The 23,586-nt window shown below is 45.3% G+C and carries 17 protein-coding genes and 1 other annotated feature (1 of these 18 only partly in view); of the genes, 5 read left to right on the top strand and 12 right to left on the bottom strand.

Annotated elements, in window-relative coordinates:
- Positions 1 to 82, top strand: a binding site (T-box leader); it begins 150 nt to the left of the window's first position.
- 49 nt (positions 83 to 131) lie between these two features.
- Both IGI72_RS05080 and IGI72_RS05075 read left to right on the top strand, forming a co-directional pair.
- The gene (locus IGI72_RS05080; RefSeq protein ID WP_413152734.1) at positions 132 to 971 is read left to right on the top strand and encodes a MetQ/NlpA family ABC transporter substrate-binding protein; all 840 of its coding nucleotides are present in this window, start codon (positions 132 to 134) and stop codon (positions 969 to 971) included.
- 135 nt (positions 972 to 1,106) lie between these two features.
- Positions 1,107 to 2,018 carry a LysR family transcriptional regulator gene (locus IGI72_RS05075; protein WP_413152733.1) on the top strand — a complete coding sequence of 304 codons (912 nt, stop codon included), beginning with the start codon at positions 1,107 to 1,109 and terminating at the stop codon, positions 2,016 to 2,018.
- 137 nt (positions 2,019 to 2,155) lie between these two features.
- Here IGI72_RS05075 and IGI72_RS05070 read toward each other — a convergent pair whose 3' ends face one another.
- The 11 genes from IGI72_RS05070 to fdrA all read right to left on the bottom strand — a co-directional run bounded on the left by IGI72_RS05070 (position 2,156) and on the right by fdrA (position 17,847).
- Complete coding sequence (locus tag IGI72_RS05070; RefSeq protein ID WP_413152732.1) at positions 2,156 to 3,904, bottom strand: ABC transporter ATP-binding protein; 1,749 nt, start codon at positions 3,902 to 3,904, stop codon at positions 2,156 to 2,158.
- Positions 3,888 to 5,642 carry an ABC transporter ATP-binding protein gene (locus IGI72_RS05065; protein WP_010747689.1) on the bottom strand — a complete coding sequence of 585 codons (1,755 nt, stop codon included), beginning with the start codon at positions 5,640 to 5,642 and terminating at the stop codon, positions 3,888 to 3,890. The genes IGI72_RS05070 and IGI72_RS05065 overlap by 17 nt, the downstream gene beginning before the upstream one ends.
- Positions 5,643 to 6,105: 463 nt before the next feature.
- Positions 6,106 to 7,749: a peptide ABC transporter substrate-binding protein gene (locus IGI72_RS05060; RefSeq protein ID WP_159160236.1), complete on the bottom strand. Its 1,644-nt coding sequence runs from the start codon at positions 7,747 to 7,749 to the stop codon at positions 6,106 to 6,108.
- A 28-nt stretch (positions 7,750 to 7,777) separates the two neighbouring features.
- Positions 7,778 to 8,488: a gamma-glutamyl-gamma-aminobutyrate hydrolase family protein gene (locus IGI72_RS05055; RefSeq protein ID WP_060791746.1), complete on the bottom strand. Its 711-nt coding sequence runs from the start codon at positions 8,486 to 8,488 to the stop codon at positions 7,778 to 7,780.
- Positions 8,489 to 8,781: 293 nt separating this feature from the next.
- Positions 8,782 to 9,264, bottom strand: a complete 483-nt coding sequence (locus tag IGI72_RS05050; RefSeq protein WP_438753336.1) for a single-stranded DNA-binding protein — start codon at positions 9,262 to 9,264, stop codon at positions 8,782 to 8,784.
- Positions 9,265 to 9,491: 227 nt separating this feature from the next.
- Positions 9,492 to 10,553, bottom strand: coding sequence for an ureidoglycolate dehydrogenase (gene allD, locus IGI72_RS05045; RefSeq protein WP_015509198.1), 1,062 nt, complete (start codon positions 10,551 to 10,553; stop codon positions 9,492 to 9,494).
- 48 nt (positions 10,554 to 10,601) lie between these two features.
- A complete protein-coding gene (locus IGI72_RS05040) occupies positions 10,602 to 11,819 on the bottom strand; it encodes a dicarboxylate/amino acid:cation symporter (protein WP_015509197.1) in 1,218 nt (405 codons plus the stop codon).
- A gap of 13 nt (positions 11,820 to 11,832) precedes the next feature.
- Positions 11,833 to 12,765, bottom strand: a complete 933-nt coding sequence (gene arcC / locus IGI72_RS05035; RefSeq protein ID WP_438753333.1) for a carbamate kinase — start codon at positions 12,763 to 12,765, stop codon at positions 11,833 to 11,835.
- Complete coding sequence (locus tag IGI72_RS05030; RefSeq protein ID WP_213356970.1) at positions 12,762 to 14,012, bottom strand: MFS transporter; 1,251 nt, start codon at positions 14,010 to 14,012, stop codon at positions 12,762 to 12,764. The genes arcC and IGI72_RS05030 overlap by 4 nt, the downstream gene beginning before the upstream one ends.
- A 15-nt stretch (positions 14,013 to 14,027) precedes the next feature.
- A complete protein-coding gene (locus tag IGI72_RS05025) occupies positions 14,028 to 14,849 on the bottom strand; it encodes a DUF2877 domain-containing protein (protein ID WP_438753330.1) in 822 nt (273 codons plus the stop codon).
- On the bottom strand, positions 14,839 to 17,847 hold the full coding sequence (gene fdrA / locus IGI72_RS05020; protein WP_142973709.1) for a DUF1116 domain-containing protein: 3,009 nt from the start codon (positions 17,845 to 17,847) through the stop codon (positions 14,839 to 14,841). Before fdrA ends, IGI72_RS05025 begins: the two co-directional genes overlap by 11 nt.
- A gap of 117 nt (positions 17,848 to 17,964) precedes the next feature.
- Between fdrA and IGI72_RS05015 the strand changes: the two genes are divergently transcribed.
- The 3 genes from IGI72_RS05015 (at position 17,965) to IGI72_RS05005 (ending at position 21,685) form a co-directional block, all read left to right on the top strand.
- Positions 17,965 to 19,542: a PucR family transcriptional regulator gene (locus IGI72_RS05015; protein ID WP_270273236.1), complete on the top strand. Its 1,578-nt coding sequence runs from the start codon at positions 17,965 to 17,967 to the stop codon at positions 19,540 to 19,542.
- Positions 19,539 to 20,336, top strand: coding sequence for an alpha/beta hydrolase (locus tag IGI72_RS05010; RefSeq protein ID WP_413152728.1), 798 nt, complete (start codon positions 19,539 to 19,541; stop codon positions 20,334 to 20,336). The genes IGI72_RS05015 and IGI72_RS05010 overlap by 4 nt, the downstream gene beginning before the upstream one ends.
- Positions 20,337 to 20,539: 203 nt before the next feature.
- A complete protein-coding gene (locus tag IGI72_RS05005) occupies positions 20,540 to 21,685 on the top strand; it encodes a cation:proton antiporter (protein ID WP_015509193.1) in 1,146 nt (381 codons plus the stop codon).
- A gap of 156 nt (positions 21,686 to 21,841) precedes the next feature.
- Here IGI72_RS05005 and abc-f read toward each other — a convergent pair whose 3' ends face one another.
- Positions 21,842 to 23,311 (bottom strand): ribosomal protection-like ABC-F family protein, encoded by a 1,470-nt coding sequence (gene abc-f / locus IGI72_RS05000; protein WP_121262035.1) that lies wholly within the window; start codon positions 23,309 to 23,311, stop codon positions 21,842 to 21,844.
- Between the last annotated feature and the right edge of the window lie 275 nt (positions 23,312 to 23,586).

The following is a 23,586-nucleotide window of genomic DNA, read 5'->3' as shown; positions in this document are numbered from 1 at the left end:
AGTTTATTTGATGAACTGACTGAGGTTTTTTGTTTCAGCAAAAAACAAATGAAGGTGGTACCGCGAAATGATCGTCCTTCCCAAAGAATTGTCTTTGGGAAGGTTTTTTTTATAAAAAAGGAGGAAGAGGTATGAAACGAAGGATTCGATTAGGTATGGGCATTGGTCTGTTGTCCTTGGTCTTATTTACGGGCTGTGGCAACCAAGAAGAAGTGACCGGAAATGCCGAAGAACAGCAGACAGAAATCAGAGTTGGTACGACACCAGGACCTTACAGCGAGCTGTTTCTTCAGGGAATCAAACCGATTTTAGAAGAAGCTGGCTATACCGTGACCGATATTGGCTTTACTGGAGTGTTGGAAGCAGACATTGCACTGAACGATGGCGAAATCGACTTAAACGTGGATCAGCATACCGCCTATTTAGAGAACTTTAATGAAAACACGGGTGCCGATTTGGTGGGTATCACACCGATCCCTACCGTTCCAGCTGGCTTGTATCCTGGCAGAAAGGACCATTTAGCAGCGATTGAAGCAAACGATACCATCGGGATTCCCAATGATCCGTCAAACAGCGCCCGTGCCCTGTTGCTGCTGCAAAAAGCTGGCTGGATCGAACTTGACCCCGAAGTGGCGCCCATTGACGCGACGTTAAGAACCATTACTGACAATCCTTATAACCTGGATATCGTCGAGATGGATTCTGCGCAAATCCCCCGCAGCTTAGCAGACTTAGACTATGCGGTGATTCCCGGCAGCATCGTTTATAGTGCTGGAATTGCTGCAGAGGAAAGTTTATTAAGTGAAGACATTTTGCAAGAGTATGAACTGGTGGCAACGGTCAAAGAAGCCAACCAAGACAGTGATTGGGCACAGGCAGTGGTGGCAGCATATCGTTCTGAAGCCTTTAAAGAACTGCTGGCAGAAGAGAATCAAACGGGCTATTGGTTTATTCCTGAAGAATTGCAATAACCGCTTCACAAGTAGTAATAAGCAGCAACTGTCGTCTTATTTTTTAAGAAGCTTCTATTATAGAAGGAAAAGAACTGACTACTATTGATTAATGGACCCTTTTTCCGTCTGAATCTTTGTAAAGGAGGGCAAAAATTGAATATTCAACAAATGCGGATCGTGCAAGCGATCGCTGACCATGGAAGTTTTCGTGAAGCAGCCAAACGGCTGTATCTCTCACAGCCAAGTCTTTCCCAAGCCGTGAAAGAGTTGGAAGCAGAATTGGAGGTCCAGCTTTTCGAGCGTACGAATCAAGGTGCCCGCTTGACTGCCGAAGGCTCGGAATTTCTAGACCATGCCCAGCCGATCTTGAGTCAAGTGGCGCAGCTGCAAACGCGTTTTTCCAGCAAGCAAGCAGCGAGTCAAACCTTCGCCATCGCAAGCCAGCACTATGATTTCACGGCTGGAATTTTCAGTGAACTGCTACAGGAATTTCCCAAATGTCGCCAGTTTCGTCTATTAGAAACCACGACCTTAAAAGTGATCACGGACGTGCAGCAATATCGAAGTGAATTTGGGGTTCTTTATTTGAATGAGCAAAACCAAGCAGGATTGGAAAGACTGTTACAAGGCGCCCAATTGTCCTTCGAGGCGTTGGGACGGTTTCGCCCCCATGTCTTTTTACGAGCGACTCATCCCTTGACAGAAAAAAAGCAACTTTCCTTAAAGGATCTTGCGCCTTATCCGCAAGTACGCTTTTTGCAAGAAGATGAACGCTATTCGTTCTTTTCCGAGGATTTGATCGACTTTGCTCAAAGCCCTCAAGTGGTGCATGTCAGCGATCGAGGCACAATGGTCCAGCTATTACAGCAGACGGATCTTTATGGAACCGGCTCGGGGATCGTTGCCCAACCAGAACGCCAAGGCTTGGCTTTTCTTCCTTTGATCGACGCATCCGAGGGTGAGATCATCCTCATTAAAAAGAACGCTCGCCCATTATCAGTGATCGGCGAGTGTTTCTTAACAAAATTACGACAACACCTTGCCGCTTTTCCTACTGATATATAAGCGAAGGCCTCCTCTTCCTACTCCCCATAGATGATTGGCTGCACCTTCGCATTATATAAAAAATCCTTGAGCCACTTCCCATGCAGGAGGCTCAAGGATTTTCTTTTACGGTTACTGTTGTCGGCAATCACCGCTGATTACAGCTGCTCTGCCTGCATTTGATACATTTGCTGATAGATTCCCTGCCCTTGGACAAGACTTGCATGGGTTCCCCGTTCCACGATCTTCCCTTGGTCTAGGACCAAGATTTGATCGGCTTGTTTGATCGTTGACAAACGGTGAGCGATCATGAAGGTCGTCCGTCCTTTTTGCAAGACAGTCATCGCCTTTTGAATGATGGACTCTGTTTCAGTATCCACATGGCTCGTCGCTTCATCCAGAATCAAGATTTTTGGATCAAACACCAACGCACGGGCGAAACTGATCAGCTGGCGTTCTCCACTAGAAAACTCATTGCCTTTTTCAACGACTGGATGATGGATGCCTTTTTCGTAGCGGCTCAAAAGGTAGTCAGCGCCGACTTGCTTCAAGGCATCGATAATCATCGCTTCGGTAATCGTTGGATCATTCATCCCGATGTTGCTGGCGATCGTTCCAGTAAATAGATAGGGATCTTGCATGACGATCGCCATTGAATCTCTTAAACTATGACGATCATAATCAGCGATCACTTGTCCATCCACAACGATTTTTCCCTGCTGAGGATCATAAAAACGGAACAACAGGTTCAAAATACTCGATTTTCCAGAACCAGTATGACCAACTAAAGCAATGGTCTCTCCTGCGGCAACGTCAAAGTTGATATCGTGCAAGATCGCTTGCTCAGGGTCGTAGCCAAAGGTCACTTGTTGGAAAGAAACATCGCCATTCGTGACAATCAGCTGCTCACTTTGTTGTTTTTCAACCGGCTGATCAGCAAACTCAAAGACCCGCTGTCCAGCAGCTAATGATTGCTGCACATTGGTGATGGTTTGGACAAGCCCTTCGATGGGATCATACAGGCGGTTGATGTAATCAATAAAGGCATACAGCAAGCCTGCTGAGATCGCCAAGCGGCCATCAAGGAAAAAGGCGGCCAAGGTCGTGATCAAAATCAAGATCGTTGAATTTCGCAACAAGTTGCCTAATCCCCAAGCGATACTTGAATCAAGCAAGAGGTATTTACGTCCAGTTTTGAACCATTTCTCTACTGTTTCATTAAATTCTTTCTGCAACTGATTTTCTCGTTGGAAGGCTTGGATGATCGCCATTCCTTGGACAAATTCATTCAACTGCCCACTGATTTGTGAGATGTATTCCCGCATTGCTAAATTGTAACGAGAGGCATATTTGGTATAAAAATGCTGCCAGATTCCTAAAATCGGGATCAAAATCAGCATCGCTGCTCCTAAGGTGCGGTTCAAAAGAAACAATGCAATAAACGCACCAATGATTTGGATGATGTTGCTTAACAAATTACTGATCACGATCACGTAGAAATTCGACCGCAAGACTTCGGTGTCATTCGTGATTCGTGCAACGACTTTACCTGCTGGGATTTGGTCAAAGTAAGAAACCGGTAATTTGTGCATATGGTCAAAAAGTTGATCCCGCATTTTTTTGACGATACTGTTGGACATTTTTCGCAATTGCAGCAAGCTGATATAACGAAAGAGGGAACCAATCAAATTGACCAGCAAATACCCAGCGAGCAATTGGATCAAAAGCATCGTGTCTAAATTGCTACTGTTAACCGCTGGTGTCATCACTCGGTCGATCAGCTGCTTGGCAATCAGTGGGGAAGTCAGTTCGAGCGCTGCAGCCAGCAACAGCAAGATCGCACCCACGGTAAATTGTTTTTTATAATAGCTCAAATACGTGAGCAAACGTTTAATCGTTGAGAACACTCGTATCGTCCTCCTTTAACTGTTGATGATAATACTGCTCTTGGTACCAGCCTGGCGTTTCGATCAACTCCTGATGGGTACCACGTTGTGTGATCCGACCGTCTTCTAAGACGATGATTTGATCCGCTTCGGTGATGGCGGACAATCGATGGGTCACGATGATGGAGGTCGGTGCCTGCTTCATCGTTTTCAAATTCGTGATGATGGCTTGTTCCGTTTTGGCATCAACTGCCGAAAGGGCATCATCCAGTAAGAGGACTTCACTGTTTCGTAAAAACGCCCGTGCTAAGGACAAGCGTTGTTTTTGTCCACCAGAAAGGGAAACGCCTTTCTCACCGACGACCGTTTCGAGCCCTTCTGGCATCCGCTTGATGTCTTCGCTAAAGCAAGCAGCTTCCAGTGCTTCCCACAATACTTCTTCGGAAGCGTCTGGTTGCCCGAATAACAAGTTCTCGCGAATCGTTCGTGAAAACAAGGTATGTTCTTGCGGTACTTCTGCAAAGTGGTTGCGCACTGCTGTTGTTTGATAGGCCGTCAACGGCTGCTCGTTGATCAAGGGGACTTGATCAGAGTATGGATAGCGGTGACCGAATTGTCTTAGCAGCGTCGTTTTTCCGCTGCCGGTCTTCCCAACGATCCCTAAGACTTCTCCACGAGTGATCGTCAAATCCAGTCCTTCTAACACATAACGAGCTGCTTGCGGGTATTGGAAATGATATGCTTCAAAACGGATCGTATTGATGGCTTGCAGGTCGGCTTCACCTGGCGTTTCTAATTCATCCCCCGTCTGCAGCACTTCATTGATCCGACGCCAGGATGCGGCACCTTGCTGCATCACATTCACAAGATCTCCTGCTGAGATCATCGGCCAAACGACCATTGTCAAGTACACTTGGAAAGAGACCATCGCACCGATGGTGATCGTTTGGTTGGCAACAAGAAACGCCCCGACACCAAAGCTCATCACAAAACTGATTGCTAAGATGATGGTAATCAGCGGCCCAAAACGGGAATCGATCTCAGAAACGATATTGTTTTTCGCTCGTGTTTCCAGTGTTTTCTTTTGAAACTGTTCCGTGGTGGCTCCTTCTAGTCCATAAGCTCGGACGACCCGAATGCCATCAATGATCTCCAGCACTTCACTGTTCATCTCAGAAACAGAATTCTGCGCTTCCGTAAACGCCTTATCGACTTGCGAGCCCCATTTGAAAATGTAATAGGCTAAAAGTGGCATTGGAATCAAGGCAATCAAGGTCAGTAGCCAAGAAACCGTCCCAGCCATCATCGCTACGATAAAACTTAGATACAAACTAGTATTTAAGAAAACCATCAGTCCATACCCAATGGTCATCCCCATCACTTGGACATCGTCACTGGAACGAGTCATTAAATCACCTGTTCGGAAACGGTGGTAAAACGGCGCCCCCATTTTGAGAAAGTGGCTCATCAATTGTTCCCGTAATTGTTTTTGCAGATCGTAGGAACCAATAAATAAATTAAACGTCCAAACAAATTCCGCCAAATATCCTAACAAGATAGCTCCCGCGAAGAGGCTCACATATTGGATCAGTACGGAGTAATCAAAATTATCTTGAATCAACGCATCGATGAACAAGCGCAGAATATAGATCGGTGCGACATACATCGCACTAGCGATCACCATAAAGACGAATACAAAGGTATAGCGCACCTTATGTTCTTTAAAATACGTTGTTAATTGTTTTAATACATACTTCATGTTTTATCCCTCACATTCTAAAAAAGTACACAAAAAAGCTCTGTCCCTTCGGAAAAAGGACAGAGCATAAACGTCGTTATTATAGACATTATCTGTACACTAATGGTTACCGAATGAGGGATTCACTTTATTCAATTTGGTTGTTTTTTTATCAAATACTTTTTGCATCGTAATCCCTCCTTCTCTTTTTATTTTTGCTGACTACACCTAACACTTTACAGATAAGTTTCTGAGAATGCAACAACTTTTATTAATTTTTTTTCAAAAAGATTGACTTTTCTAAAAAGGCGTTTCTCAATTTCTCGCTTTTTAACAACTATTTTTTGAAAACGAATTCTCGATTTATCCTAAGCGCTGCAAGGAATTTGGCAAAATAAAAAAACAGATGCCCCTCTCTTCAACAAGCGTTGTTTGGTCAGCACACTTGGTTGAAAAAAAGTTCCTCTGTTTTCTTACTTCTTGTTTATTCTGAGACAGATGCTAGGCGATAGGATACTGTTCGTCCAAAAGGAAACACTTGCACCCCTTGCAAACGATCTGTTTTCAAATACGCTACCGCTCCTTGATATAACGGCAAGACGGCTGTATCTTCAACGATCAATTGTTTCTCGAGTTCTTTCAATAAGTCCCAACGGGCAGCTGGGTCGTTTGCTAAAGTCGTCCGTGCTTCTTGTAACCCTTGGTCGTACCTTTCACTAGCATACCCAGAGGTATTCAAGCCACCTGTCGAATCATAAAATTCTAAGAAGTTGATCGGGTCCGCGTAATCTGGTGTCCAAGTCCCGAAGACGAGATCAAATTCACCTTGGGATTGCAAGTCCAAGCGGTTTTGTAAAGGAATCGACTTGGCATCGATGGTTAATCCAGGCAAATTGGTTTCTAACTGTCCTTGGACAAATTCGATGGTTTTCTTGGCTGCTGCTGTATCTGCTGACAACAGTTCCAAAGTGATCTCGTCTTGTCCCAACTCTTCTTTGGCTTGTGCCCAAAGCGCTTGTGCGGCTGTTAGATCATACGGCAGTAAATCGCCATTTTCTTCACGAAAATCTTGGTCTGTTTCAGGATCTTTGGCAAAGTTGCTTGGCACAAAGCCGTTCAATGCAGTGGACCCGTCACCTAAGATATTTTCGGCAAATGCCTCTTTGTCGATGGCTTGTAAAATCGCCTGACGTACCTTGACATTGCCTGTGACTTCTCGTTTTTGGTTGGCACTTAAATACCCCACCAGCGCCTTTGGCACATAGTTGGCTTGAGCTGAGTTTTGGTATTGCTGCGCGTACGTATCCGTTAAGGTGGTGTAGTCCAGTTCTCCTGTTTCAAAAAGGCTGACACCAGTTGCCGTTTCCTTCACTACTTGCACGTCGATCTTGGTCAATTGGACATTCTCAGCATCCCAATAATCAGGATTTTTCGTTAACGTCCATGATTCATTGGTTCCGTTCCACCCTTCGATCAAGAATGGGCCGTTGCCAACAAAATTTTCCGCTGATAACCCATAATCGGCACCTTTTTCTTCAGCAAACGCTTGATTTTTTGGCATAAAAGGTGTCCCGACCAGAATCTGATCCAAATACGAGATCGGACTTGCCAATGTCAGCTCTAACGTCTGCTGGTCCAATGCTTTGGCTCCTAACTCACTGACCTCAGCATCTCCTTGACGTACTTGACTGCCATTTTTCAACACATCCATTTGATTGCTGCTGCTAGAACCGTTCTCTGGATTGGCAACATATTGAAAGGCGTAGACAAAATCATCCGCTGTAACAGGATCGCCATTGCTCCATTTTGCATCACGAATGGTGAAGGTATAAACCAGTCCATCTTCTGATACCGTAGGCTCTTCAGCGGCCATCGCAAGCTCAGGATCCCCCTCTTGATCCAGACGGTATAACCCTTCTGCCACTTGTCCGATCATATCGGAACTGTTGACATCCGTGTATTGCCCGCTATCAAGGGTCGATAAGGCGCCCGCGGTTGACACTTGAATCTCTTGCGCAACAGCGCCTTGCTCCTCTTGCTGTCCAGAATCCGTCGTGGGACTCGTGGTACTGCAGGCACTTAAAACCAATACTGTGAAAGCAGTGATACCAATCATTTTCTTTTTCATTTTTCTCCTCCTTGCGTGACCCTCTTTCTTACAACACATCAACGACATACTTGAAAACCGCTTGTTCTTGTAAAAGCGCATCATAGGCAAAGTCAGGATGCCACTGAACCGCCAACAAGCGTTGACCCACGTGTTCAATGCCTTCAATGATGCCATCAGGACTCCAAGCTGTCTTTTGCAATGGACGAGCCAATCGATCCACCGCTTGATGATGAAAGGAATTGACCTTTGTTTTTTGACCGTATACACGAGCCAACATGCTTTTTTCAGCCGTCGCGATGGCATGGGTCGGCACTTCTTTCGGAATCGGCGCCTGCATATGAATGATCTCACTGAAGGTACTGATGTCTTGCTGCAGCGTGCCCCCAAAGGCCACGTTGACCAGCTGCATCCCCCGACAAACCGCAAAAATTGGTTTCTTTTGCAGCAGCGCTTCATCGATCAGCGCCAGTTCAAACTCATCCCGTGCCAAAAAGCCGCTTCCAGTTGCCTGATGGGCCTCCTGCCCATAAAACTTGGGTGAAACATCTTGTCCACCAGCTAACACCAGTTTATCGATCTGTGAAACATAGTCCTTGGCTATAGCTGGCTCACTGATTGGCAAGAGCAATGGCAGTCCGCCCGCTTGCTGGATCGCTCGCACATACCCTAATGGTGTGTAGGCGATCGGCAAATGATGCAGCACATCGCCAGCATCTTGCACTTCATTCGCAGCGATCCCTATAATTGGTTTGCCCATCGACATCCCTCCCTGATTAACGATTTTTTCAGAAAAAAGCGACATCTAGCAGTTGAACAAGGCAAGCGCCGCTTTTTCCCTCAAGATATGTTTCAACTATTCTAAACCAATCGACACTTTTTGTGAAACACTATTTTCACTTTCGCGATCATTTATTACAATCACCATTCTATTCAACCGCCTCTTTGATTCGCAATAAAGAACACCGCAAGTCAGATATAGTTGAATTTTGCCAATGCTTTCTCTACGTAAAAAAACATGCGAGAAGCCGTGGCTTTCCGCATGTTTCGTCATTAAAATAATCGATTGTCTTTTAAAAACTCCAGCATCTGTGTTTTTAGGGGATCTTTTCCATTACGGATCGACTTTGTTTGCGTCGGTTCATCAAGTGTCGAGGACCGCTTTTTAGGAAAAGGTGCCGCTGGTTCTTCTGCTAACTCTAAAATTTGAAAGGTATCCACCACCACTTCTGCCGCACAAAATCTTTGCCCTTCTGCTGTTTCATACGGACAGCCTTGCAAGTGTCCGTTGATTTTGATACTTGCTCCTTTTTGAGTATACCGTAAAAAGGTCTCTGCCTGTTTCCCATGAACGACACAAGCAAACCATTCATGATGCACTTCTTCACTGTTTTGCCATTGAGATACAATGACAAGATCAAAACGTACGCCCTGATCGTCCGCCGCATCAAACGCTTCTTTACTAGGCATCGCTGCGATTTTCTCAGTAAGAACCACTTTATTCATTGCCACGCTGCATCCTCGCTTTTCTCTCATTTCTTGAGTGATCTAAACTTATGCGACCTATTCTACCATATTCCAAAAAACAAGCAATCAAAGGGCGAATGGCTTAAGAAATGCTTTGAAAAAAATGAACCAACTCAAAGAATTCGTCTGCTCCTGTCAAAAAGCTGCGATTTTTTGACGGAAAAATTCTCTTTGCTCCACACAGCAAAAAAACAGTTGGTTCAATACCCTATGAACCAACCGTCTTCTGCAAATCTTTATTTAGCAAAGGAATCTTGACTCCCATAGCGATCAAAATGGAGGGTTTCGCTTTCGAGATAATCGATGATCGCTTTGGGGATCAGGACCCCTTCTTGCTGAGCTTTTTCAAAGTGTATTTGACTGATCTCTCCAGGATAGTAGACTTGTGATTGCCCTTTTACTGGCGGGATTGCATGCAGCTCAGTCACCATCTGATCGATGCTTTGCTTGAAGGTTTCGGTGTCCGTAAAACGAGACGGATCGATCACCAAAAGGAATTGTCCTAAGCGACGTTTTTCCGTCAAGTCCGCATACATGGAGGTGACCTGTTTACCAAAAGCCAAGCCCAACATCGAGCCGGCTAAAATATCCACCATCATCATCAAGCCATACCCTTTGGCACCAGCGATAGGCAATAATCCTTGGACTGCATAGGGATCGGTGGTAGGCAAGCCTTGCTCGTCTACTGCCCAAGTATCGGGGATCTGCTGTTTCTTCGAGCGAGCGTCCAAAATTTTGCCCCACGCTTGAACCGTTGTCGCCATATCAAAAACCACCGGCGGATGATTGGCTCGTGGTGCTGCAAACGCGATTGGATTGGTGCCAAAATAGTTTTCGGTCCCACCAAAAGGTACCGCCATCGGATCCGATTGACACATGGCGATCGCCACTAAGTCGGCTTCAGCAGCCTGTTTGACGTAATACGCCATCGTCCCGCTATGGCTGGTCTGCTCGATTCCTACTGCAGCGATCCCTGCTTCTTTCGCCAGATGAATGGCGATCGCAATCGCTTCGTTGCACACATAATGCCCCATGCCGTTATCTCCGTGAAAAATTCCAGTAGCGGCGCCTGTTTTTTCAAAAGACATGTTTGGTTCTAGCGTGATGCCGCCTTTTACTAAGCGCTCGGCATAGTAGTCCATCCGCACGGCACCATGAGAATGGATCCCGCACGCATCCGCAAAGGTCAAATGCGCCGCTGTTTCACTGGCAGCGGCTTCTGGCAAACCAGCAGCCAAGAGTTTCTTTTTCATCAATGCTTCTAATTCCAGCAGAGATCGTCTGCTCATTTCTTCCATCTTTTCTCCTCCTTAGAAAAAGAGAAGCACGCTTGGCAACGGCTTCTCTTATTGATTAAACACGCGATGATCGAGTTCATCAGCAGACTTAGCGATCAAAAGCGCTGAATAGACGTCTGAGTTCACGTTCAAGATCGTCCGCAGCATACCAACAAACCATTCGACACCAGCAAATAGCGCAATGCTTTCGATTGGTAAACCGAGCTGGGGAACAATGATTGCCAAGGAAACTAACCCCGCTCCGGGAACAACTGCATTGGCTAAAGAAACGAAAGTCGCAGTTACAGCTACCGTCACCATTTGGATCCCGTCAAAGTTGATTTGATACATTTGGGCGATCGTCATGACTGTAATCGCCATATGCATCGCTGACCCATTGCTGTTCAAAGACATTCCTAATGGCAATACCAAATTGGTGATGCGGCTACTGAGTCCTAATTTATTCTGGGATTCTTCCATAGCGATCGGCAGCGTGATGGCAGAGGAGGTTGTTGCCAATGCCATGACCGACATATTTTTCATATTTTTGATCAACCGTAACGGATTGATCCGACAATACACGGTCAACAAGACTAGCCACAGCCCAAGGAACGTGACGGTGGCTAGACCGTAGACGAGCAAATAGCTGCCTAATGGCAAAATGATCTGCAAGCCCAGGGAGCTGATCGTTGAAGCGATCAAAGCAAAAATACCGATTGGTGCCACGATCATCACGTAACGAATGATGGCAATGACGACCTCATTCAGATCCACGATCAGCCCATAAAGAGCTGACTCAGGTTTCTTTTGCATAAAGCGATTGAGGGCAACACCAAAAAATAACCCAAAAACGATGATTTGAATAATTGACCCTTTACTCAACGCATCGAAAATATTCGTGGGAATAAAGTTGATCACTGTCTCTGATATAGAAATTTCTTGTGCTTGCAGAGGTTCGCCGGCAGCTTGTGAAAAGTCGATCCCTTTGCCTGGAGCAAAGAAGAGCGCCATCAGCACGCCCCATGCAGCAGCGAATAAGGAGGAAATCCCAAAGACAGCGATCGTTTTTCCACCCAAACGAGTGAGTTCTTTCGGGGCAATCCCCCCAACTGCTTGAATGATTTGGCCAACGATCAATAATGGGATCGCCATTTGCATCAGACGCAAGAAAAGATCGCCCAAAATTTTTAGGAACGAAGCGGCTTGCCCAAAGAACAAACCGCAAAGAATCCCTAGAAGAACGGCAATAACGATCTGCGTCACCATCGGTAGTTTTTTTGCTTTCACTTTGATCCCCTCTTTATTTTCGAAGTATGGTTCCTGTATGCTGATCCAGTTCAGCTAACTTTTCGATTGAGGTAATAATCGCGGTTCTGGCTGCATCTTCTTCGACAAAATCAATCGCAGCTTCTATTTTTGGCAACATACTGCCCGCTGCAAAATGGCCTTCCTCGATGTAGCCCTTGGCTTGTGCCACACTGATTTCCCCTAAGGCTTGCTGATTCGGCTGGTTGTAATTGATGTAGATATTGTCGACACCAGTCAAAATGATTAGGCGATCGGCCTGCACGTCTTTTGCTAAGACACTAGCGGTAAAGTCCTTGTCGTTGACGGCTTCCACGCCAGTAAACCCATTGTCGTTGCGAACGACAGGTACGCCACCACCACCGGCGCAAATCGTGATCACACCAGCATCGACCAATGTTTTGATGGCTTCTTTTTCAACGATTTCTTGCGGTTTCGGGGATGGAACCACTTTCCGGTAACCACGCCCAGCATCTTCTTGATATACCCCGCCATTGGCTGCCATCGCATCATTGGCTTCCTCTTCACTATAAAAAGGTCCGACTGGTTTGGAAGGTTTCTCAAAGGATGGATCTGCTGGATCGACACGAACTTGGGTGACTAATGAGATCACCGAAGGATGTGCTTGACGTGTGGCAAACTCATTGATCAAGGCATTTTGCAGCCAATAACCGATACTTCCTTGGGTCATCGCCACGCAGCTGTCTAATTTCAATTGGGGATTTTTTTCACTTTCCCCTGCTTTTTGCTGCAACAGTAAGTTGCCGACTTGTGGTCCATTGCCGTGACAAACAATGACTTTTTCCCCTTTTTCGACAAAATCGGCAATATAACGTGCTGCTTGCGCAACAACTGCTTTTTGTCCTTCATCACTAGGGTCTTTATCTAAAATAGCATTGCCGCCTAACGCGATCACATTCAAACTCATTTTATGCTCTCCTTCTGATTTTCCTTTGCTAATACGGCAAAAACACCTAATCCGATCAGCAGTAATAGACAAGACAGGTAAAACCCGACCTGCATCGATCCTAAAGAATCGGCTAAAAAGCCAGTAACATAAGGTGCTAAGATCGACCCCGACATCCCGATAAAATTATAAGCACTCAAGGTCGTTCCTAAGGCGCCTTTTGGTGCGTTTTTCGTCACAAAGGTCACGACGATTGGATCAAGCGCCAGCTTGCCAGTCAATCCATACAAAATCAAGACAGTGATCAATAAGGTACGATCCGTTACAAAGGCAATGGCAAATACGGAAAGGGTCGCCAATGGGACCAATAAATAGACTAATTTTTTCGTTGCGCCCGTTTTATCATTCAATCGAGCAAAAATCAACGCACCTGGAATTGATGCCCATGGGACTAAGGAAGCAATAAAGCCGACACTCGCCCCTTCAAAACCACGCTCGGCAATCAAGAATTGCGGCAGCCAAGTAATGATCACAAAGTTTGCATAAATGCTGGTAAAGCATAGAACAAAGGCTGCCACGAGATTGCGGTTTGAAAAAATCTGCTTCAAGGAAATCTTTTCTTTCGGCCCTTCTTCTTTTATTTCTTGTCCTTCATCTTCTGGACGAATCACTTTTTCTTTCAAAACAAAATAGAACAAGACACCGACGATCAAGGTCGGAATTGCCATTAGGAAGAAGGGTTGGCTCCAATGGCCCCCGTTATCCAAGACTAATTTACTAGAAAGCAAGTACCCACCAGACGTTCCAAACGCCATCCCACTGTTGATAATGGCATTTCCGACGGTTCGTTTGTTGTCGGGAATCGCTTCGGTAGACAATGCGTATTGCGGACCGTAATAGGCACCTTGACCAATCCCTGCAATGGCACGAATCACTAAAAACAAAACAAAGCTTGTGGCTAGCCCACTGAAGTACGTAGTCAGCGCCAATAAAACAAAGCCTAGAGCGATCACTAATTTGCGACCGATTTTGTCGCCGATGATCCCAAAAGGAATTTGCGCAACGGCATAAGTCAAAAAGAAAATACTATTGGCAAGTCCTAGTTGTGTGTTACTTAAATTGAATTCTTCACCGATCACACCCATGATTGGATTGAAGATCGTCCGTGTGGCGTACATTAAAATCCAGCCGACAAAGAAAATAGCAACGACTTTTTTCCAGTAAGAATTGCTTACTTTGACCGCATCTTTCTGGTTACTGATTTCCATGATTTCTCCCCTTTTCTATTCTTTCTCCTCAAGTGACAATGACTCCAACGCTAACAACAACCCAAAGCTAAGATCTTTGCCTGACGAATGACCGATGGACATCAGCTGCTGCACGTCGTTTTCCAGCACCTGTGGGTTTTTACTTTTTACGTCTTGGAATAATTGCAGCATTACCGAATTGACATACCCTTGACTGGCACTTTGAATATATGCAAGGCTGACATCCGTCGTAGACAGCGGTTTTGCCAATGCTTGCGCTAACGTTTCGGCTTCTGGCTGCTGCAAGGCATAGAGCATCGCTTGATAGGCAACGAGAAGATCATCGCCGCTAGGTGTCAATCCTTTGCCGCGACCAATCAGGTGGTCAATGATTGGTTCCCAATCTGAGACAGACTGCCGCAATGCCGCAAACACTGCTTGGGTTTTCTCATCTTCTGGCAACCCAATCTTGGTTTCTAGTTCTTGTTGAAGTAGGATTTCTTTCAAAAGCTGCAATTCCGCAGAGGTGAAGGATAACTCCTTCACCTGCAGCGAAACCAATTCTTTCTCCTCTAATGAAAGAGAAAATGTTCCTTTTGTGCTGTAAAAGGTCAGACCATGCTCTCGGACTTGCACGTGATTGCCGACTTCGATCAAAGGCAAGACTTGTTCAAACAATGCATCGGGTAAAAAGACCCCGAAGCCAGTCAAATAGTTGCGATAGTTGTTGATATTGACCAGATGCTGCCCGATCATCACATTGAATGAACGATCAAACACGCTATGCACCCGACCGGTACGACCGAATCGTTGCAGTGGGTCTAGATAATCACTGATTTTGATTTTCTCAGTCAACATCGATCCCCAGATCCTTCGCATAAGCCGTCAAAGCATTTTCAAAACAGCCTAACGGTGCACGCACCGTGCCTGCGCCGACTTGACCGACACCTGCTTCTTTATGGGCGATCCCAGTATTAATGATTGGGGTGATGCCTGTTTCAACGACTTTGCGGATGTCGATCCCCAAACAAGTTCCTTGGAAATCCCATGTTGGGATCGAGAAGGTCGGATTATGACCGAAACAGATTTTTGCCATTTCATTGGAAGTTTCTAGCGCATCTTCAAAACCACCAGCGCCGACAAAGCGTGTTACACCTGGTGCGGCTACCATCGCCATTGCTCCGACACCGACGGTTTCAGTAATGGCACTGTCCCCAATATCGGGATTGCCATCTGCTTCGGTAAACCCAGTAAAGTACAAACCTTTCGGCGTATTGACTGGTGCAGTATGCCATTGGTCTTCTGTTTGGGCGACACGAACCCCAAAGTTAACACCGTTTCTCGTCATGGTGGTCACGATCGTTCCTTTGGCATCGACACGGGCACCGTCAACGATGGCTTTCCCGGTTGCCATCATGATATTCAAGAAGAACTGATCGGTATCTGCTAAGAACTTGATCACTTCATATTTTTGCTTTTCATCGATCTCTGTTTGGATGATCAACGGCGCGATTTCTTTCAAAAAGTTCAATGATGCTGCAATATTTCGTTGATGGAATTCATCCCCCATTGTGATCGACCGGGCAATCAATACATTCAAGTTGATGCCTTCTTCTGTTAATTGCAATGCCTTGGCAATGGTTGGTCCTAAGACGTCTTTGATCCAATCCAAACGATCGATGACTTCTTGTGAATAGGCACCAAATCGTAAGACTTTACCGATCCCTTCGTTCAAAATACAGTAGGCTTTGTTGCCGACAAGGCGGTTCTCAACCACAAAGACAGGCATATTCCCAGAAGTGATTCCCCCCATTGGTCCAACTGCCTGGACATGGTGACATGGCATAAAGCGGACTTCCCCACTTTCGAGTAAGCGGCGGGCTTCGTCTTCATCCTTCGCCCAGCGTTCAAACAAGGCAGCGCCGATACAAGACCCTTGCATCGGTCCCGTCATTTCCGACCATTGGATCGGCGGTCCTGCATGCAGCAAGGTTTTCTGGCTTTCGTTTAATTCAGCAATCACTGATTTAGCTGGAACGACATCGATCAAGAATGGTTGGGCATTTTTGATTTTATCCGTCACTGCTTGGTTTTCAGCTGTGATTTTTTCGTCAAATTCTTCTAACGCGTCTAAAATGCGGATCATTTTCTTGTTGCCGTTGGCACGAGGACGCCAGTTAAATTGTTCTGTTTTCCCGCCATATTGCAGGATCGATTCATTGAAGCTTTGCAAGCCAACATTGATGATCCGTGGTTTGGTGGTCAACAGCTCCATCACTTTCTCGCTAACTGTCGGCACCTCAACTTTGCTACCAGTATAATCATTGACCGCTTTGTCTGCTTCAGAAAGAGTCGCCCCTTTTAAGGCGAGGGCTAATTGCACTGCTTGAGCATTGCTTGGTGCCACATAGACGCCAGCTGCTTTCAAACGGTTGACTGCTTCTTGATAGTTTTGCGGATCTTTTTCAGTTCCGCAGACGGTAGCAACAAAGTATAGCGCGCGATCAGCTGCTTGGGCTGTTTGCTGTGCAGCTTCGATGGCTGGTAACAGTGCACCTACCATATCTGCATGTGCGCCGTAACCTAACACCACATCAAATAAAATGACCCCGGTTTGCTCATCTTGCGCATAGTCTTCGATTTTTTTGATGCGCACTTCAGGATCGATCATTGGGTGCGGTTTGCCTTGGGTATAGATATCATCACCAAGGTCGATCACATCATAGCCGTGGGAATGCAAGATATAGCCTTCTTGTTTTACAAGGCCTTCTAGATTCAAGGCTTCGGAGATCAGCATTCCTGCTTCGGCAGCTAATGTACCGCCAGAATAAAGACCTTTGACCACTTTGTCTTCAGCGAGTTTTGGCACATCTGGGGTTGCCACGCGTTCAAAATAGTTCGCTTTGACGGGTTCTTCATTGGCAAGATCAACAGCGATGCGCGCTGTTTCTTCCAGAGTATGTGCCAAATAGACTTTTCCTTCATGGGCTTCTGGTTTTTCTCCTAAGAAAATCGCTACCACAGGTTTGCTGATACTTTGCAGCAATTGAACGACTTCATCCCGCACTTCTTTTGCAGGTGGTTTCGAGATCACGCAAATCACATCTGTCGGTTCATGATTTTCTAAAGCAACGATGGCATCTTTGACAGTGATCGCCCCAACTTTGTCGCTTAAGTCACGTCCGCCGGTCCCAATGGCATGAACGACACCACCGCCTAATCGGTCAATGATCGTCGTCACTTCTTGAATCCCCGTACCAGAGGCACCAACGACGCCGATGTTTCCTGGTGCCACGACATTCGTGAAGGCAATCGGAATGCTGGAAATAATACCGGTCCCACAGTCTGGCCCCATCATCAATAAGCCTTTTTCATGAGCCAGCTTTTTCAAACGCACTTCATCTTCGATAGCGACATTGTCCGTAAACGAGAAAACATGCAAGTCATTTTTCAAGGCTTTTTCCATCTCGGCTGCGCCATACTCCCCAGGAATACTAAATAGTGCAACATTGGCATCTGGCATTGCGCTCAAGGCTTCTTGCCATGAAGCCGCCGCTGGCGTTTCTTTGCCTTGATCTTTTGCTGAAAGATCAGCTAAAAATGAATCGATCGCTGGCATTACTTGATCCATGATCTGTTCGTTTTGGCTATCGACTACGATCATCATATCGTTAGGTGAAGCACCTTCTGCCTCTTTAGAAAGCAAGCCAGTGTTATTTAATATATCTTTGTTTGCATCCGTCCCCATCATGATTTGACTCATTTCGACATCGCCTAGATCATTGATCGTATTCGTCAGCAACATTAAGTTAATGGAATCTTGGTAGTTATTCTTTAAGATTACTGTGTGCAGCATTTGTTCTCCTCCTTTTCTTATACCCTCATTCTAACGAGCCTTGTTTGCGTTTTCATTGGATAAAGTTCTAAAAAAATGCTATACTTTTTATCCAAAAGAGAAAAAAAGGAGCATTTTATGAAATTAAAAGAATTGGTTGAACTGCCGCTTTTTGAAAAAAGTAAAGTCCTGACTGGCTCCATTGGTTTAACAAATTCCGTTGGTTCCGTCATGGTGCTGGAAGCGATGGACATTGAGAAGTGGAGCAAAGCCCATCAATTGATTTTGACTTCTTTTTATGCCTTCAAAGACCAATCCCCTGAGGAACTGCGTGTTTTTTTTGAAAAAATGCAGCGAATCGGTGTCAGCGGTTTAGTGATCAAAGTGGATCGCTTGATCCCTATGATCCCAGATTGGGTGATCGAACTTAGCTTTGCTTATCAGATCCCTTTGATCAAAGTGCAGCAAGAAGTCAGCTATGAAGCCATCATGCTAGCGGTTTACGAACCATTACTGAATCACCAAACCCAGCTGCTGCGTACCTATTACGAAGTTCGCCAGCGCTTCATGAAAGTTGAGCGCAACCACTCTTCTTTCGATCAGATCATGCAGGAGTTCTATCAATTGATCGAAAAGCCTTGTTCGTTGCGCATTCCTCATTTAGATGTGCATGTGTCCGTCGGTCAATCCTTTAAGAATTTCGTGGTGACCAAACAAGAACCCATGAAAACCATCGAGTTTACCAAGAACCACTACGAATATTTGGAATTATTTTCTCATGAGAACAATCAATATGTGACCGCCATAAAAGTAGAGATCATCAATCCTTACAATGATCTGTGTACCTTGATCGTTTATCAGAAAGATTCGCAGATCCCTGAGGCAAAAGTCATGATCATTGAAAATGTGATCGACGTCATTTATGAACGCCTCCAAATGGAGTATTTGTTGAAGAAAGAACGCTACAATCGCATGAACAATCTTGCCGATGCGATCTTACAAAACACTCCTAGTAATTTGGCTGAGCTGGATCTTTTGTTAGAAGAAGCGCAACTGGATCGCTACGATTTCTACCAAGGCATTGCCTTTGCTTCCAACAGCTTTAAAGATAAGGAGCGTAAGTCCGTCGTTTTGCACAAGCTACGGGCGTTGAAAACACCCCACGTCTTTTTTGAACACCACAATTATTTGGTGATCCTCTATAATTTCCAATCGATCGCCCATCAGGTGACGAAACAGATGCTGCAGACACATTTTGATGATGCCCTGTTAGCCGATGAACATGGCTGCTTGGTGGTTAGCGAAGTCTTGCGCAAGGAACAGATCAAAGAGATCCTGCCAGAGTGTTTGGATGCGATCCGCTTCAATCGGCAGTTTTATTTGGCGCCGATCATTGCCTATAGCGACTTAGGTATCTTTAGTTCCTTTATCAAGGAGAACCAACTGGAAAAGCTGCAGCAAAGCATTCCCCCGAAGCTGTATCAACTCTCGGAAGAAAATGAAGAGCTATTCAAAACGCTGTATACCTTTTTTATCACGAATCGCAATTACAAAAATACGGCTGAAACCTTGTTTCTTCATGCCAAAACGATTCGTTATCGGCTAAGCAAAATCGAACAGCTACTAGAGATCGATCTGACAAGTCCGATCCAATTAGTCAATTACGAGATCGGCACCTATTTATTAGAGCTTCAGAAAAGGAGTCAAGCAAAATGAAAAAAGAATGGCAATTGACCACCGGTGCTTCGGTGTCCCTTTATCCTGCTTCGGAGAAATACGTGATTTACTTTCACGGCGGCGGTTTTGTTTATGGAACCCGTCAAGACATTCCCGCATCACTGATCGCATTATTTCAAGAGCAGCAATACAGCGTCCTCACAGTCGATTATTTACTGGCGCCCAATTCCTCGTTAGCGGAGATTTTGGCGCTGAACTGGCAAAATTTTCAAGAATTGCAAGCAACTGTGCTTAAAGATAACCCGTTTTGTTTCTGCGGACGCTCAGCTGGCGGTTATTTGATGCTGGCGCTGACCCAGCAATTACTGAAGGAACAACAGAGATTGCCTGAAAAACTGGTCAATTTTTATGGGTATACCGATCTTTCTTTTATTGAAAACAAACGAGTCTTGCAGCAGCCGCTCTTAAGCAAAGAGCAAGTCCCTTCTTTGAATCAAACCGAGATCGTTTGGGATGATCCGCAGTTTCAGCGCTATTTGCCTTATGTTTATTGGGTTCAACAGCAAGAACTCACCACGATCTATGGTCTAACAGCTGAAGCTCTTTCTGACTATGCCATTGATCCTGAGCTGCTTGCTCAATTTCCTCCAATTTTCAGCAGTGCCAGCAGTACCGATGAGGAAGTTCCTTTTCGTTACAGCAAAGGCTTGAAGAAAGTGCCTAAAAGCAAATTTGTCCCTGTCTATGATTTGCCCCACGACTTTTTGAAAAACGTCGAGGAGCCGCAAGTCCAAATGGTGTTTCAGCAGCTCGCCCGTTGGCTCAAACAATAATTTGATACAAGTAAAGTGAAAATAATGTTTTTTTATTTCGACGAGTACACAGAAAAACTCTGATTGCCTTCGCTTCCTCCTTATCTCAAAAAACGTGCGGTTTAATGAAACTCTTTTAATAAAAAAGGCTTGATACAGGCTCAATTCAAGAGAGAATGCTATACTAAAGGGGAGTATGTTATAGGAAAGAAGGATGAGGTTTTATGCATTTTGTCGGGATTTTGTGTTTGATCCTAATCACGACGACCCTCTTCTCGCATCTGGCGAGACGGATGGGCGTTCCTGCTGTCATCGGGCAGTTGTTAGCGGGGGTTTTATTAGGAGGCGCAGGACTCAATTGGGTCCATCCAGATATTCTGGTTCATGATTTTTCAGAGATTGGTGTTATTTTGCTGATGTTTTTAGCGGGATTGGAAAGTGATATTTCTTTATTGAAACGCTATTTTCGTCCTGGGATGCTCGTTGCCCTTTTGGGGATCGTGTTCCCAATGCTCTTCGGGTATGCCACGGGGATCGGTTTTCAAAGCAGTCCCACAGAAGCGTTCTTTTTCGGGATCGTATTAGCTGCCACCTCAGTCAGTATTTCTGTCGAAGTATTGAAAGAGTTGAATGTGGTGAATACGAAAGAAGGGTCGACGATTCTTGGTGCTTCCGTCGTGGATGATATTTTGGTCGTGTTGGTTTTGAGTCTTAGCCTTTCCTTTTTAGGCGGCGAAAGCAGCCAAGCAACACCACTGCCGGTCACCTTATTGGTAGAATTGATTTATTTTGTGTTGATTTTTCTATTAGTGAAATGGATCGCTCCGTTCTTATTGGCACTTGCAGAAAAGCTATTTGCAAATTCCGCAGTGATCATCATGTCACTGATCATCTGCTTAGGAATGGCGTATCTTGCTGACCTCGTTGGGTTAAGCTCGGTCATTGGTGCCTTCTTCGCAGGGATCGCTGTCAGTCAAACGAAGGTTCGTGAGGAAGTGGAACACAGTGTCGAAGCATTAGGTTACGCCGTCTTCATTCCGGTGTTCTTTGTCAGCGTTGGCTTAGAAGTTGATTTTTCCCGCTTAAATGAGCAATTATTCTTTATTCTTGCCTTTACCGTGGTCGCGATCTTGACCAAACTGGTCGGCGGCTATGTCGGGGCGAAAATCGCGAAATTCTCAAACAACAGTGCTTGGATGGTGGGAGCTGGAATGATTTCCCGAGGTGAAATGGCTTTGATCATTTTACAGATTGGTCAACAAAACCAATTGATCTCGTCCGCATTGTATTCCCCTTTGGTGATCGTTGTCTTGTTGAGCACCTTGATCTCTCCCCTGATCTTAAAATACTTTACGAAAAAGATTTATTAAGCGATGTAGCAACAGCTAGGCTATACCGATGATTGCGAAAAAAACAGTGCGGGTTTTGTAGTGACCGCTCAACGGCCGATTGTTGATCGAACGTTGGGCGGTCGCTTCCTTTCCCGCGCTGTTTTTCTCTATACAGGTATAAAAGCGACAATGCTGCTAGTTACTGGAAACCAATGTTAATTTTCCATGATCGATTTGATACACATCATCCGCGACGGCATCGATAAACGCTTGATCGTGCGATGTGAACAAAACCATGCCTCGATAGCTGCGAATCAATTGTTCCAAGACGGTGATTGTCGGCAGATCAATAAAGTTCGTCGGTTCATCAAGTATCAAAACATTGGCAGGTTGAGTAAAGATGCGTGCGAGCTCGACCCGTGTCGCTTCTCCGCCGCTTAGCACATTGACTGGCTTCATCACGTCAATCTGGCTAAATCCCAGATTGTGTAAAATACTGCGGACCAGTGGTTCCTGATAGTCTGTTTGAGCCATCAATTCCGTCAAAAGCGGTGTGGTGCTGTTTTTTCGATAGCCCATTTGCTCGTAGACCGCAAAGACGATTTTCGGTGATACATAGATTCCCTCTCCGCCTGCGATGATTTCTTTTAGTAAAGTCGACTTTCCCGAACCGTTCGGACCCACGATAGCGATTTTCTTCCCGGCAGCAAACTGGAAACTGCTGCTGTCTAGCAAACGTTTCGCCCCTCTTTGAATGGTTACTTGCTCCCCACGAATCGGTCGTTTATTATGCAGCTCAACTGCAGGGACTACTGGAAAACGAATCACCTGCTGCCGGGCGACGCCCTTCACTTCTTCCAATTGATCCAAGCGGCTTTCCATGGCTTTGACTGTTTTTTGCAATGACTTTTGCACCGTGTCTTTTTGTTTTGATGACGACAAACGGTCTGGTCGGATGTTCTGCTGTCGCTTTTTTTCAGAAATACGACTGCTCTTAATCGCTTGTTCTTTTTTCTTTTGGATTGCTTGGGTCAACTGCTGTTTTTGTTGCTGATACTGCGCAGCCTCCCAGGCAATACGCTGTGCCGCTTGCTCTTTTTGCTGTCGGTAACTGTCATAATTGCCAGCATACTCGGTGACTTTTCCTTGATCGACTTCCCAGATTTTCGTTGCCAGCTGATTCAATAGATATCGATCATGACTGACCACGATCAGGGTGCCATAATAATACTGCAATTCCTCAATCAAGACTTGAATTCCTTGCTGGTCCAAATGGGTCGTTGGCTCATCGAGCAAAAGTCCTAACTGATAGGAAGATAACGTTTGTGCCAACCGGTATTTGGTCTCCTCCCCGCCGCTTAGTGTCGCCAATTCATTTGTTGGGATCGAAAAACGACCGAACAGCGCCCAGTCAAGGGCCTCCGTCTTTTCAGTCACCTCAGCGATTTGCGGGAAATAGTGAAACGAATTTTCTTTTTGAATCGTTCCTGAATCAGGATCGATGACTCCCGCAATCAATTTCAGCAAGGTAGACTTGCCTTGCCCGTTTGCTCCCACGATCCCGATACGATCCGTTTGATAGGTGCTCAGTTCTTCAATGTTCAGTACTTCTTTGGACCCATAATTTTTGATTAGATTGTTTATTTTTACACTTAATTGTTCCATCAGTCTGTCCTTCCCGTCTAGGAAAACGCAAGCACAAAAAAAGGGCATAGCCTACCGCTATACCCTGATTTTAATAAGAAATTGGAAAAAAGAGGACACTCATCCCTTGAAATCACGATTGCCTAGACTTTTGAAATAGATTTAAATTAGCTATTCAAAAGGTCAATCCACAATTTCATCGATGCTGTCATGTTTTTTCCTCCTCTTTTTGTCGTAGTTGTCTGTTGAACGACGAGCGGAAAATCAGCCGCTACTGTTTACCGTTTACGGTATTT

It is taken from the genome of Enterococcus sp. DIV1059_2, assembly GCF_051713685.1.
Classification (GTDB): domain Bacteria; phylum Bacillota; class Bacilli; order Lactobacillales; family Enterococcaceae; genus Enterococcus_D; species Enterococcus_D casseliflavus.
This window is presented reverse-complemented; position numbering and strand designations above follow the sequence as displayed.

Coding starts and splice junctions, on each gene's coding strand:
- IGI72_RS05030 (WP_213356970.1), bottom strand. CDS start 14,012: ATGGAAATCAGTAACCAGAAAGATGCGGTCAAAGTAAGCAATTCTTAC.
- arcC (WP_438753333.1), bottom strand. CDS start 12,765: ATGAGTTTGAATGTGATCGCGTTAGGCGGCAATGCTATTTTAGATAAA.
- IGI72_RS05005 (WP_015509193.1), top strand. CDS start 20,540: ATGCATTTTGTCGGGATTTTGTGTTTGATCCTAATCACGACGACCCTC.
- abc-f (WP_121262035.1), bottom strand. CDS start 23,311: ATGGAACAATTAAGTGTAAAAATAAACAATCTAATCAAAAATTATGGG.
- IGI72_RS05025 (WP_438753330.1), bottom strand. CDS start 14,849: ATGTTGACTGAGAAAATCAAAATCAGTGATTATCTAGACCCACTGCAA.
- IGI72_RS05065 (WP_010747689.1), bottom strand. CDS start 5,642: ATGAAGTATGTATTAAAACAATTAACAACGTATTTTAAAGAACATAAG.
- allD (WP_015509198.1), bottom strand. CDS start 10,553: ATGGAAGAAATGAGCAGACGATCTCTGCTGGAATTAGAAGCATTGATG.
- fdrA (WP_142973709.1), bottom strand. CDS start 17,847: ATGCTGCACACAGTAATCTTAAAGAATAACTACCAAGATTCCATTAAC.
- IGI72_RS05060 (WP_159160236.1), bottom strand. CDS start 7,749: ATGAAAAAGAAAATGATTGGTATCACTGCTTTCACAGTATTGGTTTTA.
- IGI72_RS05015 (WP_270273236.1), top strand. CDS start 17,965: ATGAAATTAAAAGAATTGGTTGAACTGCCGCTTTTTGAAAAAAGTAAA.
- IGI72_RS05080 (WP_413152734.1), top strand. CDS start 132: ATGAAACGAAGGATTCGATTAGGTATGGGCATTGGTCTGTTGTCCTTG.
- IGI72_RS05050 (WP_438753336.1), bottom strand. CDS start 9,264: ATGAGAGAAAAGCGAGGATGCAGCGTGGCAATGAATAAAGTGGTTCTT.
- IGI72_RS05010 (WP_413152728.1), top strand. CDS start 19,539: ATGAAAAAAGAATGGCAATTGACCACCGGTGCTTCGGTGTCCCTTTAT.
- IGI72_RS05055 (WP_060791746.1), bottom strand. CDS start 8,488: ATGGGCAAACCAATTATAGGGATCGCTGCGAATGAAGTGCAAGATGCT.